At 58.9% G+C, this 13624-nt stretch carries 16 protein-coding genes; 6 read left to right on the forward strand and 10 right to left on the reverse strand.

The features are described from left to right. Nucleotides 1–384: 384 nt before the first annotated feature. The 6 genes from C5L12_RS15705 to C5L12_RS15730 form a co-directional block, all read right to left on the reverse strand. Complete coding sequence (locus tag C5L12_RS15705) at nt 385–1512, reverse strand: branched-chain amino acid ABC transporter substrate-binding protein (RefSeq protein ID WP_105372985.1); 1128 nt, start codon at nt 1510–1512, stop codon at nt 385–387. A 140-nt stretch (nt 1513–1652) separates the two neighbouring features. Then, on the reverse strand, nt 1653–2006 hold the full coding sequence (locus C5L12_RS15710) for a DUF6867 family protein (protein ID WP_105372986.1): 354 nt from the start codon (nt 2004–2006) through the stop codon (nt 1653–1655). A gap of 39 nt (nt 2007–2045) precedes the next feature. Next, entirely contained in the window at nt 2046–2774 is a 729-nt protein-coding gene (locus C5L12_RS15715; RefSeq protein WP_105372987.1) for an ABC transporter ATP-binding protein, read from the reverse strand. Then, nucleotides 2774–3640, reverse strand: a complete 867-nt coding sequence (locus C5L12_RS15720; RefSeq protein WP_105372988.1) for an ABC transporter ATP-binding protein — start codon at nt 3638–3640, stop codon at nt 2774–2776. Before C5L12_RS15720 ends, C5L12_RS15715 begins: the two co-directional genes overlap by 1 nt. Next, on the reverse strand, nt 3640–5028 hold the full coding sequence (livM, locus tag C5L12_RS15725) for a high-affinity branched-chain amino acid ABC transporter permease LivM (protein ID WP_105372989.1): 1389 nt from the start codon (nt 5026–5028) through the stop codon (nt 3640–3642). Before livM ends, C5L12_RS15720 begins: the two co-directional genes overlap by 1 nt. Nucleotide 5029: 1 nt before the next feature. After that, nucleotides 5030–5932 carry a branched-chain amino acid ABC transporter permease gene (locus C5L12_RS15730; protein WP_105372990.1) on the reverse strand — a complete coding sequence of 301 codons (903 nt, stop codon included), beginning with the start codon at nt 5930–5932 and terminating at the stop codon, nt 5030–5032. A gap of 536 nt (nt 5933–6468) precedes the next feature. Here C5L12_RS15730 and C5L12_RS15735 point away from each other — a divergent pair. From C5L12_RS15735 to sciP, 4 genes are all read left to right on the forward strand, one after another. Continuing rightward, a complete protein-coding gene (locus C5L12_RS15735; protein WP_105372991.1) occupies nt 6469–7230 on the forward strand; it encodes a hypothetical protein in 762 nt (253 codons plus the stop codon). Between the two features lie 165 nt (nt 7231–7395). Continuing rightward, nucleotides 7396–8424, forward strand: coding sequence for a DUF2793 domain-containing protein (locus C5L12_RS15740; protein ID WP_105372992.1), 1029 nt, complete (start codon nt 7396–7398; stop codon nt 8422–8424). Nucleotides 8425–8677: 253 nt separating this feature from the next. Continuing rightward, entirely contained in the window at nt 8678–9286 is a 609-nt protein-coding gene (locus tag C5L12_RS15745) for a sugar transferase (RefSeq protein WP_245422927.1), read from the forward strand. Nucleotides 9287–9494: 208 nt separating this feature from the next. Then, nucleotides 9495–9770, forward strand: a complete 276-nt coding sequence (gene sciP, locus C5L12_RS15750; protein ID WP_018327815.1) for a CtrA inhibitor SciP — start codon at nt 9495–9497, stop codon at nt 9768–9770. Nucleotides 9771–9830: 60 nt separating this feature from the next. Here the strand turns inward: sciP and C5L12_RS15755 are convergent, their stop codons facing one another. Further along, the gene (locus tag C5L12_RS15755) at nt 9831–10298 is read right to left on the reverse strand and encodes a paraquat-inducible protein A (RefSeq protein WP_105372994.1); all 468 of its coding nucleotides are present in this window, start codon (nt 10296–10298) and stop codon (nt 9831–9833) included. 107 nt (nt 10299–10405) lie between these two features. Between C5L12_RS15755 and C5L12_RS15760 the strand changes: the two genes are divergently transcribed. Next, nucleotides 10406–10684, forward strand: a complete 279-nt coding sequence (locus C5L12_RS15760; protein ID WP_105372995.1) for a GNAT family N-acetyltransferase — start codon at nt 10406–10408, stop codon at nt 10682–10684. Between the two features lie 107 nt (nt 10685–10791). Here the strand turns inward: C5L12_RS15760 and C5L12_RS15765 are convergent, their stop codons facing one another. Then, entirely contained in the window at nt 10792–11142 is a 351-nt protein-coding gene (locus C5L12_RS15765) for a flagellar export protein FliJ (RefSeq protein WP_105372996.1), read from the reverse strand. 425 nt (nt 11143–11567) lie between these two features. On the opposite strand from C5L12_RS15765, the gene ctrA reads away from it, so the two are divergent. Next, nucleotides 11568–12269, forward strand: a complete 702-nt coding sequence (gene ctrA, locus C5L12_RS15770) for a response regulator transcription factor CtrA (RefSeq protein ID WP_105372997.1) — start codon at nt 11568–11570, stop codon at nt 12267–12269. Between the two features lie 130 nt (nt 12270–12399). On the opposite strand, the gene C5L12_RS15775 is transcribed toward ctrA, so the two are convergent. Together C5L12_RS15775 and chpT are read right to left on the reverse strand one after the other, a co-directional pair. Then, nucleotides 12400–12762: a response regulator gene (locus C5L12_RS15775; RefSeq protein WP_105372998.1), complete on the reverse strand. Its 363-nt coding sequence runs from the start codon at nt 12760–12762 to the stop codon at nt 12400–12402. A 105-nt stretch (nt 12763–12867) separates the two neighbouring features. Further along, nucleotides 12868–13515, reverse strand: a complete 648-nt coding sequence (gene chpT / locus C5L12_RS15780) for a histidine phosphotransferase ChpT (protein ID WP_105372999.1) — start codon at nt 13513–13515, stop codon at nt 12868–12870. Nucleotides 13516–13624 lie beyond the last annotated feature (109 nt).

Raw genomic sequence — 13624 nt, forward strand, 5'->3', positions numbered from 1 at the left:
GTGGGGTGTTAGGTAGATTTGGTCTGCCTGCCCCGGCCGCTTCGGTGATCGTTGGAGGATTTCCCAGCCCTCGTCAGACCACTTCATCGACCATCACCGGAACCGAGCCGAAAACCCGAGGAGAAGGAGGCCGGTTCGCGAACCCGGTTCCCATCCGATGACGGGACGATTGTCCCGCAAACGAAGGATGCGGGGACGAAAAGGGGCCATGACCTCTCTCATCGCATTGGAATACCTGCCGAAAAAATCTTCTGCAGACATGGATCGTCCCCGGAGCAGACGAAAGACCGGCCCATTGCCGGTTGCCGCAATCACCGGCCAAACGCAAGGAAGCCCGGCTTTTGGCCGGGCTTCCCCTGAAAATGCGGTTTGGCCGATAAGGGCTTAGCTGCCCTGCTGGAAGTAGCTGTACTTGCCGTCCGGACCCTTCTTCCACTCGTACATGACGTAGCCGGGAAGCTTCGGGTCGCCCTTTTCGTCGAAGGCGAGATCGCCGAGAACGGTCTTAAACGGACCCTTTTCGTGCAGCGTCTTGGCAACGGCTTCGGCGTCATCGGCCGAACCGGTGGCCTTGATGCCTTCAGCGATGACCTGAACGGCAGCGTAGGAGTAGAGCGTGTATGCTTCCGGGTTGAAGCCGGCAGCCTTGAACTTGGCAACCAGGTCCTTGTTTTCAGGGCGCAGCGTCGGATCCGGGCCGAAGGTGTTCAGCGTGCCTTCGACGGCGTCGCCGGCGATCGAGGCAAGTTCGTTCGAGACGATGCCGTCACCCGAAACGAGCGTTGCCTTGAGGCCGGCGTCCTTGGCCTGACGAATGATCAGGCCGGCTTCGGTGTGGAGACCGCCCCAGTAGATGATCGAAACGCCGGCTTCCTTCATCTTGGAAATGAGGGCCGAGAAGTCCTTGTCGCCGACATTGACGCCTTCGCGGATGACTTCCTTGACGCCCTTGGCGTTCATCGCCTTCTTGGTTTCTTCGGCAAGGCCCTGACCGTAAGGCGTCTTGTCGTCGATGATGGCGATCTTGGCAGTCTTGAACTTGTCGGCGAGGTATGCGCCGGCAACGCCGCCCTGCTGGTCGTCGCGGCCGCAGGTGCGGAAGACGTTCCACAGGCCGCGCTCGGTAAAGACCGGGTTGGTTGCAGCCGGGGTGATTTCCAGCATGCCGTTTTCGGCATAGACTTCCTGGGAAGCCGGGATCGATACACCCGAGTTGAAGTGGCCGACCACATACTTCACGCCGTCGGACGCGAACTTGTTGGCAACCGAGATACCCTGCTTCGGATCCGAAACGTCGTCACCGAGAACGATCTTGATCTTTTCGCCGTTGATGCCGCCGGCGGCATTGATGTCGGCTGCTGCCTGTTCGGCGCCCTTCTGGAGCTGCGCACCAAAGGCGGCGTTCGGGCCCGTGAGCGGACCGCCGACGCCGATAATGATGTCGGCCCATGCGCTACCGCTGAAGGCGACCATGGCCGTCAGCGCAACCGCAGAAAGAAGAGACTTCTTCATCGAGTTACTCCCAATTTTTTAGGTGAGCAGGTTTTTCGAAACCGGGCGCAATACCCACCATCACTGCGCCGGAATTGTTCCACTCTAGGTTACTTATTGTTTCAACCCGGGGCTAATCTGAGGACAGAAAAGAGCGGCTGTCAATCTTTCTTCTTGAAGGAGAAAGCCGAAGTCGGCTCATAGAGCCAATAGTAATTCTGCACCATCTGACGCGTCCGGCGAATGCGGTATCCGGCGCTCGAAAAGACGAGCAGGATGACCACGTCGAGGATGTAATAGAAGGCGTCGATGAATGGCCCCTGGAACAGCGCGAAATGCAGAAAACGCATCACCACGCCGAGCAGAAGCGTATAGACCACCACCGTCAGATAGTTGTTCCAGCCCTCGGCGGCCGCCTTCCCGGCCCGCCAGGCGGTCCAGAAGCCGATGACCAGCACGAGGAAACGCAAAAGGTACCGGACGCCGGTATCGCTTTCGAAAAACAGTCCCTGCATCTTAAATTCCCCCGGCTGTCGAAATAACAACCTCTGCGATCAATGCCGTCCGCCTTCAAGATAGGCGGCGCGCACTTCCGGATTGGCAAGAAGTTCCTTGCCGGAACCGCTCATCGTCACCTTGCCGTTGACCATCACATAGGCGCGGTCTGAAAGTTTGAGCGCTGCGAAAGCGTTCTGTTCGACGAGGAAGACGGTGAGCCCCTCTTCCTGGTTTAACTTCTTGATCGCCTCGAAAATGCCCTTGACGATCAAGGGCGCCAGGCCGAGCGACGGTTCGTCGAGCAAAAGCAGCTTCGGCCGTGCCATCAGCGCACGCCCGATCGACAGCATCTGCTGTTCGCCGCCCGAAAGCGTGCCGCCGCGCTGCGTCTGGCGTTCCTTCAGCCGCGGGAAGAGCGTGAAGATCTTCTCGACATCCTCATTGAAATATTTGAGGTTGTCGAGACCTGCCCCCATCTGGAGGTTTTCGTAGACGGTCATGCGCGGAAAGATGCGGCGGCCTTCGGGAGACTGGGCGATGCGGCGGCGTGCGATCAGATGCGTCGGCAGGCGGGTGATATCCTCGCCGTCGAAGATCACCTGTCCGCTGCGAGCCTGCGGACTGCCGCAGATGGTCATCATCAGCGTGGATTTACCGGCGCCGTTGGCACCGATCAGGCTGACGATCTCGCCCTTGTTGACTTCGACATCGACGCCTGCGAGCGCGCGGATATTGCCGTAATAGGTCTCGACAGCCTGGACCTTCAGAAGGGATTCAGCTGCCATCAGCGCGTGCCCCCATCGAGTTCTTCCGCAATCACTTCTTCCACCTCGTCATCCTCGACGCCGAGATAAGCGGCGATCACTCGTGGGTCGTTCTTTACATGGTCCGGCGAACCGTCGGAAATTTTCTGGCCGTATTCGAGCACCACGACATGGTCGGAAATCTCCATGACCACCGACATGTCGTGCTCGATCAGCAGGATCGACACGCCTTCGTCGCGGATCTGGTGCAGCAGCGTGTTGAGCGCCGCCGATTCGCGCGGGTTGAGGCCGGCGGCGGGTTCGTCGAGGCACAGCAGTTCCGGATTGGTGCACATTGCGCGGGCGATTTCGAGCCGCCGTTGTGCGCCATAGGGAAGATCGCCGGCAGGATCGTCGGCGCGATCGGTCAGATCGGCCTTGTCGAGCCAGTATTTCGCCTTCTCGATCGAGGCATCGACCGCCTTGCGATAAGCCGGCAGGCCAAGAAGACCGAGGATCGTATAGCCCGACGCCTTCATCAGCGCGTTGTGCTGTGCCACGAGCAGGTTCTCGAGAACCGTCAGACCCGAGAACAGCCGGATGTTCTGGAAGGTGCGGGCGACGCCCGCCACTTTGGTGATCTCGAAGTCCCGCAGGCGTTCCAGCAGGTATTCCTTGCCGTCCTTGCGCTGCAGGGTGAGCATGCCCATTGTCGGCTTGTAAAAGCCGGTGATGCAGTTGAACACCGTGGTCTTGCCGGCGCCGTTCGGGCCGATCAGCGCGGTGATCTCGCCGCGCCGGGCCTCCAGCGACAGGTCGTTGATCGCCATCAGGCCGCCGAACTTCATCGACAGGTGTTCGACCTTGAGGATCGTGTCATTCGTCATTGTCGTCGTTCCGAGAGCCATCAGCCGTGGCCCTCCTTGGTGAAGCTACCCGAGACGGCTCTGCGCTCCTTGAGGAAGGCGGTCGGTTCTCGAGATCCGACGAAGCCGCGCGGCTTGAACAGCATGACGATGATCATCGCCAGACCGAACAGCAGCATGCGGTAGAGTTCCGGCGTGAAGTCAGGCCCGAACACAACCTTGAGGAAGGACATTTCGCGCAGCACTTCGGTGCCCCCCACCATCACCACCGCGGCGATTGCGATGCCGGTGAGCGAACCCATGCCGCCGAGAACGACAATTGCCAGAATGACCGCCGATTCCAGGAAGACGAAGCTTTCCGGTGATACGAAACCCTGGCGGGTGGCGAAGAAGGAGCCCGCGAAACCACCGAACATCGCGCCGGTCGCAAAGGCGGTCAGCTTGGTCGTGACCGTGTTGATGCCGAGCGAGCGGCAGGCGATCTCGTCTTCACGCAGGGCTTCCCAGGCCCGGCCGATCGGCATGCGCCGAAGCCGGATCGTGACATAGGCGGTCAGCATGCAGAGCGCCAGGATCACGTAGAACAGGAAGATCTTGTAATAGACCGAGGATGCCGACAGGCCCCACGCCTTAACGAAACTGTTGGCGCTGCCAGTATCAAACGACCAGATGCCGAAGAACGACGCTTTGGCGATGCCCGAGATCCCGAAGGTTCCCTTGGTCACGTCCGTCCAGTTGATCAGCACAAGGCGGATGATTTCCCCGAAGGCGAGCGTCACGATGGCGAGATAGTCTCCCCTTAGACGCAGAACCGGGAAGCCCAGGATGATGCCCCAGAGCGCGGCCAGAATGCCCGACATGGGCAAGAGCAGCCAGAAGGAGAAGCCGAAATAGGAGGACAGCAACGCGTAGGAATAGGCGCCGACCGCATAGAAGGCGACATAGCCGAGATCGAGCAGACCGGCGAGGCCGACGACGATATTAAGGCCCCAGGCGAGCATCACGTAGATGAGGATCTGGATGCCGAAATTGTCGACATATTTGAGGGATCCCTGCTTGCCGACGATCAGCAGCGACAGGAAGGGATAGACCAGCAGGAAGACCAGCGCGATCTTGAGAAAATGGCGGTGGAAGAAGCTCTTCTGCTCGGAGATTTCGAGAACGCCGCTCTTTGCCTTGGCGAGCTTGCGGCGATCGATATGCGGCTTGATGAAGCCGACGCTCAAGAAACGGCTGACCGCCGCCACCAGCACGAAGATGGCCAGAAGACCCCAGCGAGTGCGCCAGACCAGCGCGTTGTTGATGTCCTGATAGGTCTCGATGCCGACGAACAGCAGGAACATGAGGAAGGCGACGACGCCCGCGAACACGCCTTCCCGGACGGCCTTGCCAAGCACGTTCGGATGACCGGTTTCGGTGGAAGCTGCCATGTTACACCTTCTCCACTTCCGGCCGGCCGAGAATGCCGGTCGGCTTGAAGATCAGCACGAAAGCGAGGATCGCAAACGTGGCGACATCTTTGTAGGCGATGGAGAAATAGGCCGACCACAGCGATTCGATGAGGCCGATCAGCAGCCCGCCGAGAACCGCACCGGGCAGCGAGCCGATGCCGCCGAGAACGGCCGCGGTGAAGGCCTTGACGCCCGGAATGAAGCCGTCGTTGAACGAGGCGACGCCGTAATACATCAGATACATGGCACCGGCGACGGCTGCGAGAGCGGCCCCCATGATAAAGGTGATCGAAATCGTCCGGTCGACGTCGACGCCGAGCAGCGCCGCCATCTTGCGATCCTGTTCGGTCGCCCGCTGGGCGCGACCGAGCGGCGTCTTGTTGACGATGTACCAGAAGGCGAACAGCAGCACCGCCGTGATGACGACGATGAGGATCTGTTTTAATGAGACAGTAATGCCGCCGACGTGGAAAACATCGGTCACCAGCGGCGGGATCGGCTTGTTGCGCGGCCCCTGCGTCACCTGGATGAAGTTCGACAGGACGATCGACATGCCGATCGCTGTGATCAGCGGCGCGAGCCGGAATGAGCCGCGCAGCGGCCGGTAGGCCACGCGCTCGATCGTCCAGTTCCACAACCCCGTCATCAGCATGCCGATGACGAGCATCAGCAGCAGAAGCAACGCCACCGGAATGCCGGCGAAGAAGGACGTGAGGATCAGGAAAACGATGAGGGCAGCAAAGCCGCCGAGCATGAAAATATCGCCATGGGCGAAGTTGATCATGCCGATGATGCCATAAACCATCGTATAGCCGATTGCCACAAGGCCATAGATGGATCCAAGAGTCAGCCCGTTTATGAGCTGCTGGATAAAATACTCCATATACTTTCCCCCGGATGCGATCTTTAGACGGCCGCATCTCTTGTATTACGCCCCTTGCGGGTTCTTACGTTCTTGACCGCATTCCATACCGGTTTCGCAAGAAATGTGAAGACAAAAAGCCGTGGGCCGGTCAAAAACGCGGCACTTCTCAACAATTTGGCGCGGCAAAGACCAGATATTCCAAAAAACCGGCAGCTTCTGTCAAAAAATTAGCCAAACCCGACGCTTACCGCAATTTAACATCGTGATGCCGTTAACGTTAAAGCCGAAATCCTGCTCTCTCGATCCGGCATCTCTCCGGCGAGCCCGCATCTGCTTAGAAGCCTCCATTTAGGCCAGCCCGAAAAAGGCGCGGTCGGATGTGCGTCCGTGTGCCACTCAGTTGAAGAGAATGTCTGCCTCAAATCCAGGGACGACAGGAGAAATCTCTTGGGGACTCTCTTTTACACCTCCGAAGCTCCACGACGCGATGATGCTGCTAGTTCCAGGCAAGGATGACATGCAATCAGAGAGGGAAACAATGAGAAGAGGCACTCATGACGACGATCGGGTCAACATCCTATTATGGCTTAACGCTCAAGACCTATATCGAAGGTCTGCGGTCCGAGAGTAGCGATAAGGCTGCTGGCGGGGTGGCAAAAGATGTGGGGAGCCCGGCCGCCTCATCTGCTGTCGGAAACCTCAGCGTTTCGGAAGTTGAAGCGGTTTCCCAGGCCTTGGCTGCGGGGGATCATGATGACACCGACAGTTTTATCTACAACCGGGCAGGTAAATTGGCCGAACCGTCGACGGAGAAGCCTGGACCGACAGGCGCTCAGTTCAAAAGCGTCCATGAGGAAAACCAGTTTTGGCTTAATGCCACGCCAGAAGAACTCGCTGAAGTCTATGCTCCTGATACCGTGGCCTCCATCTTGCGCCAGAGAGAAACGCGAGATGAGGCGGCCGAAGTGACCCGCCAGATGATGGCGAGGATGAAACGGGAAAATCCCGAATTCGTCGCGAACTCCTTCAAGGGGCAGGCTCAGGATATCGTCGGGAGGATCAAGCAGACGGTCGAGCAGCTGAACATGTATCAGGAACGCGTGAACAGCACGCACGACAAGCCGGCTTGGCTTCAGGCTCTTAACGAGAGCTGGGTGGAGCGCTTCAAGGGCAACCTGCTCGACCTATCCGAAGGCCTGAACAGCATCGTTTCGGTGTCGGGAGATCTCGTAAAGCAGCGGGATGACGGGACGTATGCCTTGTCGAACTTCTCGCTCAGCTATGACGGCGTGGTCTTCTTGCAGCATCAGGAGTAGTGCACCCGGCGCCAGTTGCCTCGCGCCGGCTGATGCCGGATCGGCAAAAGAAATGAGGCACAACCGGCGATCGGGATCGAGCCTTATCAAGGCCTTGGGCCAATCCATCTCCCCACCCTCCCCCTAAAGCTTAAGCTCCGTTTCGAACGAGAACGGAGAGAGATTATGGCCGATACCACCGCCAACCTGGAAATGCCCTTCATCCTGCCTTCGCAGGCGCAGAAACACGTCACCCATAACGAAGCGCTGCTGAAACTGGACGCGCTCGTGCACCTGGCGATTGTCGCCGAACAGGCGATGCCGCCCGGTTCTCCGGCGGAAGGCGATTGTTATCTTGTCGCGGCCGCCCCGACCGGTGCCTGGACCGGCAGGCAGGCGCAGATCGCATCATGGCAGGACGGCTACTGGGCTTTCTCTCAACCGAAAATCGGATGGCGGGCATGGTTCGCCGTGAACTCGAGACTGAAGGTCTTCACCGGCGTCGAGTGGCAGGACATTCCTCTGCCGGCGAGCGGCAGCCTTGAGCAACTCGGCATCAGCACCACCCCGGACGGCACGAACAGGCTCGCTGTCTCTTCTCCGGCGAGCCTCTTCAACCATGCCGGCTCCGGCCATCAGATCAAGATCAACAAGGCCGCGGCGACCGATACCGCCTCGCTGCTCTTCCAGACCAACTGGGTTGGCCATGCCGAAATGGGCCTGGCCGGCAACGACGGCTTCTCGGTGAAGGTAAGTGACGGCAGCACCTGGAACACCGGCCTCACCATTTCCGCAGCCGGGCATGTCGCAAAGCCCAATCAGCCCGCTGCCCGAGCCCACCGCACCGGCAACAGCTTCTCTCCCTCCTCCGGGCAGCAGAGCGGATTCACGACTTTGGCGCTTGCGCAGGGCGGAGTAGCGCTCGGCGCCGCAGTGTCCGCCGGCGGCAACCGTGTGCTGGTCCCTGCCGCCGGCCTTTACCTGGTCGGTGTGAATATCGCAGTGCAGACCTCTTCGGGCCATACAACCAGCCTGATGCTCAACGGTTCACAGACCCTTATTTCCATTGCCGGTCTCGCGGGCGGAGCCCAAATGCAGTCTGCCTGTGGAGTTTTCTCCCTGTCGGCAGGCGATTATCTCACGCTCGGCCACGAGGGAAATGCAGAACTCGCGTTGGGGCCAGGAAAAACCGAGTTGTTTTTGACAATGCTTTGACACTGGAAAGCGAGAAAGGTTCTATTCATCGTTAACCAGATATTAACTTGGCGGATGACTCGCGCAGGAAGGTGTAATATTTAGAAACCCTAGTAACCGGCAGGGGGCTGCGGGGGTGAATATGCGGGCGAAGGGGTTGCGTGTTCCTGATCTGCATGGAGAAACCGCTTATGTGGGGGTAAGAGACCACGATGCGGGGAAGCTAGCGTCCGATCTTGGGACGGCCTCGTCTCCTCATGGACGGAATGCCGCCTTGCGACCCCAATTGGCAGTCAAGCGCGGGTTGGACATCGCCGTCTCTCTGACCTCCCTTGTCACGCTTCTGCCGCTCATGCTGATGGTGGCGCTCCTGATCCGGCTCGACAGCCCGGGCCCGGCACTGGTCACCCAGGTCCGCTGGGGCAAGGACCGTCGCAGGATCGGCGTCTACGAGTTTCGCTCGACGCGCACCGGTCTCGCCGACGCGACTGGCGTTGCCAAGACGGTCGGGGGCGATCCCCACGTCAGCCGGATAGGTTCAATCATCCGCAAGACCAATATCAATGAGCTGCCGCAGCTCCTCAACGTCCTGAAAGGCGAGATGTCCCTGGTTGGTCCTGGCTGCCACGCCATCGCCATGCTGGCGGCCGGCATTCCCTATGAGGAGCTGGTTTCGGACTACCACCGTCGCCACCTGGTCAAGCCCGGCATGACCGGTTTGGCACAGATGCGCGGCCTTCGCGGGCCAGCGGACAGTCCCGGGAAAGCCCGCGCCCGCATTGTCTGCGATCTCCATTATATTGATAATTTTTCGCTGCTGCTCGACCTGCGCATCATCTTCGGCACCATCCTCGCCGAGGTCCGCGGCGGCAAAGCATGTTGATTTTGCTCATCCTTTTTCTCCGCCCGCGAGGTGGTAACGGCGCTTGACGCGCGCTCCTTTCCGGCGCCTGACAGATCCAGCCGCGCCGGAAAATGCGCGCCAGCACGCCTTTTGACGTCTAGGAACAAATGCGCGCGGCTGTTTAGTCAAATGTTAAAACTGCGGCGCTAGGCTCTCCGACGTGGTCTTGTGTTGTGTAGAGAGTCCAATGACCGAAATGATCCGTCCCCGAGTAAAATATGTCATCGGCCCCGATGGCAGCCCGCTTACGATTGCGGACCTTCCGCCGGCCAATACGCGCCGCTGGGTGATCCGTCGCAAGGCTGAGGTTGTCGCGGCGGTTCGCGGTGGCCTGTTGAGCTTGGAAGAAGCCTGCGAGCGTTACACCCTGACCGTCGAGGAATTTTTGTCCTGGCAGTCTTCCATCAATGATCATGGCTTGGCGGGCCTGCGGACGACCCGCATCCAGCAATACCGCCACTAGAAGAATTCGTTTTACCGCGCCGAAAACAAGGTGCCGCTGCAAGAGATGCAACGGCACCTTTCAGTTTGTTCGGCGCGCGACGCTTTTCTTGCCGGTCCCGGCCAAAGTGGGCAGCAGACCGGCAATGACGGCGGAAGCTGCGTAGAACCACAGGCCGGGTTGGGAAACCGCCGTTGCCAGACCACTGCTTTTCGCCGCGAAAACGACGATCGCCACCAGCATCACATCCATCATGGACCACTTGGAGAGATGCGGCATCGCGCGGCGGAAAAGCCCGGCCTCCCCGGCCCGGCTCAAAAGCTGCACTGCGAGACCGATCAGCTTCACGATCGGGAAAACGATCGAAAACAGGCCGACCACCAGAAACAGCACAATATCTCCCTCTCGAAAAAGCGCCGCCACCAGCTCGATCAGCGAAGGTGCCTCGCTGAAGAAGTAGAGCTTATCGAAACGGATGATCGGCAGAAAAAGGCCGAGCGCCAGAAAGCTGGCCGCCAGGATTAGAAGAAGCGACCGCAGCCAAATCATCCCATGCTCCGGTTGACGGTGCGTCTCCCTTTCGGAGCGCGAACCGCTGTTTCCCTCTCATCTCCTGCGTATTACATCATGCGTTGCAAGGAAAAAACGGAGCCAGCATGAATATCGCACATGAGGAAACACGATCGGGCGGGCGTTACATCGCCGAACTCGGCGGCCATTACGCCGAAATGAGCTATTCCCGTGCCTCGCCCCAACTGATCATCATCGATCACACCGGCGTACCCGATAAGTTACGAGGCAAGGGTGTCGGGCAGGCCCTGGCGCTGCATGCGGTCGAAGAGGCCCGCAAGGGCGGATGGAAAATCATTCCGCTCTGCCCGTTTTTCAAGAGCCAGGTGGAGCGCCATCCGGATTGGCAGGATATCCTGCGATAGGCCCTGCAGTGCGGGGACCGTCTCTGAACGAGATTACAAACGGAAATGGGGCACAGGCGCCAAGGCGCCGCCCCTTTTACAAACTCCGCGACGGGACGCCCGGCTGATCAGGCCCGGGCGCGCATGCCGCCATCGCGCTCTTCAAGCGCCGAGGCCTTGGCGAGTTCTGCTTCCGCCTCCTCGAGCGCCAGTTCGGCAGCTTCCTGCTGAACCTTCAACTCGCGAATCGAAACCTGAAGATTGTCCGCACGCTGGCGGGCGGCCTTCGCGAAGGTTGGATAGGCGAAGTGATTCGGGTCGGCGATCCCGGATTTTTTCTCTTCGACCGTGATCTGATGCTCGAGCTCTTTAGACATTCGCTCGAATTCGGCCATCATCATCTGCAATTGCTGCAGCTGACGACGTTTTTCGTTAACCTGAAATCCTTTCAGGCGAACCAGACTGTCACGCGACTTCATACGCAATACTCCGTGGATAGCGAGACCCAGGCCCGTGTATCCGCTCTGTTACACTCCGGACCAAAAAATTTCCGCGGCGTTAATAAATTCGCCGCCGCGTTAACCTTTCGTTTACGGGCATCATTAATGATAATCCCGATCGTTTAAGGGTCGGTAAATGCCAGGGCCTGATTTGGCCGCGACGATGTAAGAGTCGTATGAATCACTTAGCGGAATTTCCTCATCCGTTGATTCAAGTTTGGTGATGGCCAATCCATAAGGGAAAACAGGCTGCTACTAATTTTGCTTAACGAATTGATGTACCTTGCCATAGGGAATCATAATTTGTTAACCATTTAGTGGCAGCTTCCAAATCAGGCTCAGTCTGGATCCGTAACGAGTAAGGGGGCAATCAGGTACCTTACGCGGCGGTAAAGGGGAAAAATATGCGGGTTCTACTCATCGAAGATGACAGCGCGACGGCCCAGTCCATCGAGCTGATGCTGAAATCGGAAAGCTTCAACGTTTACACCACCGATCTCGGTGAAGAGGGTGTCGACCTCGGCAAACTCTACGACTACGACATCATCCTTCTCGACCTCAATCTCCCCGACATGTCGGGTTACGAAGTGCTCCGCACTTTGAGGCTTTCAAAGGTCAAGACTCCCATCCTCATCCTGTCCGGCATGGCCGGAATCGAGGACAAGGTCCGCGGGCTGGGCTTCGGCGCCGATGACTACATGACCAAGCCGTTCCACAAGGACGAACTGGTCGCTCGTATCCACGCCATCGTCCGCCGCTCCAAGGGCCATGCTCAATCGATCATCGTCACCGGCGAACTGATCGTGAACCTCGACGCCAAGACCGTCGAAGTCGGCGGCCAGCGTGTCCACCTGACGGGCAAGGAATACCAGATGCTGGAGCTTCTCTCGCTCCGCAAGGGCACCACCCTCACCAAGGAAATGTTCCTGAACCACCTCTACGGCGGCATGGACGAGCCGGAACTGAAGATCATCGACGTCTTCATCTGCAAGCTGCGCAAGAAGCTCGCCAATGCCGCAGGCGGCGCCAACTACATCGAAACCGTCTGGGGCCGAGGCTATGTGCTGCGCGAGCCGGACAGCACCGAATACGCCGAGACCGCCTGACAGACTGACCTTCCCCTTTTCGAGAACGCCCGCCGGCCCGTCCGGCGGGCGCTTTTTTATGCCGCTGACGTCAACGAACGGGAGCCAGCTCTGCGAAAAATCAGAACGGTCACAAAAGGCGGATTTGGGATCAGGCGGCCTGGGCGAAGCCGGAGAAGACCGAGGTCAATATCTTGCGGTCGAACGGCTTCAGGAGGAAGTCATCCGCACCGGCGCGCTTGCCTGCCATCATCCTCTTGAGGTCCGCTTCGATGACGCAATAGAAGATGCGCACGCTCTTCCCGTTCGGCATTGCCCTGACGGAAGCGATCAAGCCAAGCGCATCATCGAGTGTCGCGTCGACGATGAGGAAATTCGGCAAATCGGTCTGGCAGCGAAGCACCGCTTCGCGAGCGCTGCCAGCTTCGGCGACGAGAAAACCCAATTCCGAAAGGATCCGTTTGCCGACTTTGCGGACGACGTCCGACGAATCAGCAATCATCAAACGCTGCATCGTGCTTCCCTTGATGCTGCAGCCTCGCTGGGCTGTGAGCAATTATCATTACGGGCACGGCGCTAACGAATGGTTACCTGGAACAGCGATTTTTGGGGGATCGTCTCAGGCCGCCACAGCTTCGGCGATGAAGACGATTTTGTCTTCCGATACCACATGCTTCAGATCCATACCGCATTCTTCGGCAAGCAGGACCGTGTAGTAGGGCTGGACCGTATGGGCGTCGATCGGCTCTTCCAGAGTACCGTTGGCGATCTCGACGAACTTTGCCGGCACGCGCATCATGCGGCCCTTAATCGTGATGACGAACTTTGCATCATATTCCGGGTTTTCCAGCGTAACATCGACCGAACCGCCGCGCGGAATGCCTGCATAGGCGACGAGGAAGAGGTTGAGCAGCAGCTTGACCCGGTTCTTGGCGATGATCGCCCTGGGGCCATTCCAGGAGACTTCGGTCTTCTTTTCGGCGATGGCAAAATCCTTTGCCGCCTTCTCCGCCTCACCGGTATCGATGGACGCTCCCACCGAACCGGAGGCGCCGAAGGCAAGGCGCGCAAACTTGAGGCGGACGGAAGCGTTGACGGCAGAGGTACGGATGAGATCGAGCGCATCGCTGTCGCCGGCGCCCTCGTCCAGCAATTCGAGACCGTTGTTGATGGCGCCGACCGGTGAGATGACGTCGTGGCAGACACGGCTGCACAGAAGCGCCGCCAGATCTGGCCCACTCAGGGTGAGATTCGGATTCTTCGGCATGGGAGTCTCCTGATTTGCGATCTGCGCCGAGGTTGCTCTGCCACGCCAAGATTGCGCGGAGATGGTGCTATGATGGCGGCCATAATGACACCATATTTGGTAAACCGAT

Source organism: Neorhizobium huautlense (genome assembly GCF_002968575.1).
GTDB classification, from domain to species: Bacteria; Pseudomonadota; Alphaproteobacteria; order Rhizobiales; family Rhizobiaceae; genus Neorhizobium; species Neorhizobium huautlense.

Bases quoted from the DNA above. Each gene is read 5' to 3' on its own strand.
- C5L12_RS15705 (WP_105372985.1), bottom strand. From the start codon at position 1,512: ATGAAGAAGTCTCTTCTTTCTGCGGTTGCGCTGACGGCCATGGTCGCC.
- C5L12_RS15710 (WP_105372986.1), bottom strand. From the start codon at position 2,006: ATGCAGGGACTGTTTTTCGAAAGCGATACCGGCGTCCGGTACCTTTTG.
- C5L12_RS15715 (WP_105372987.1), bottom strand. From the start codon at position 2,774: ATGGCAGCTGAATCCCTTCTGAAGGTCCAGGCTGTCGAGACCTATTAC.
- C5L12_RS15720 (WP_105372988.1), bottom strand. From the start codon at position 3,640: ATGGCTCTCGGAACGACGACAATGACGAATGACACGATCCTCAAGGTC.
- livM (WP_105372989.1), bottom strand. From the start codon at position 5,028: ATGGCAGCTTCCACCGAAACCGGTCATCCGAACGTGCTTGGCAAGGCC.
- C5L12_RS15730 (WP_105372990.1), bottom strand. From the start codon at position 5,932: ATGGAGTATTTTATCCAGCAGCTCATAAACGGGCTGACTCTTGGATCC.
- C5L12_RS15735 (WP_105372991.1), top strand. From the start codon at position 6,469: ATGACGACGATCGGGTCAACATCCTATTATGGCTTAACGCTCAAGACC.
- C5L12_RS15740 (WP_105372992.1), top strand. From the start codon at position 7,396: ATGGCCGATACCACCGCCAACCTGGAAATGCCCTTCATCCTGCCTTCG.
- sciP (WP_018327815.1), top strand. From the start codon at position 9,495: ATGACCGAAATGATCCGTCCCCGAGTAAAATATGTCATCGGCCCCGAT.
- C5L12_RS15755 (WP_105372994.1), bottom strand. From the start codon at position 10,298: ATGATTTGGCTGCGGTCGCTTCTTCTAATCCTGGCGGCCAGCTTTCTG.
- C5L12_RS15760 (WP_105372995.1), top strand. From the start codon at position 10,406: ATGAATATCGCACATGAGGAAACACGATCGGGCGGGCGTTACATCGCC.
- C5L12_RS15765 (WP_105372996.1), bottom strand. From the start codon at position 11,142: ATGAAGTCGCGTGACAGTCTGGTTCGCCTGAAAGGATTTCAGGTTAAC.
- ctrA (WP_105372997.1), top strand. From the start codon at position 11,568: ATGCGGGTTCTACTCATCGAAGATGACAGCGCGACGGCCCAGTCCATC.
- C5L12_RS15775 (WP_105372998.1), bottom strand. From the start codon at position 12,762: ATGCAGCGTTTGATGATTGCTGATTCGTCGGACGTCGTCCGCAAAGTC.
- chpT (WP_105372999.1), bottom strand. From the start codon at position 13,515: ATGCCGAAGAATCCGAATCTCACCCTGAGTGGGCCAGATCTGGCGGCG.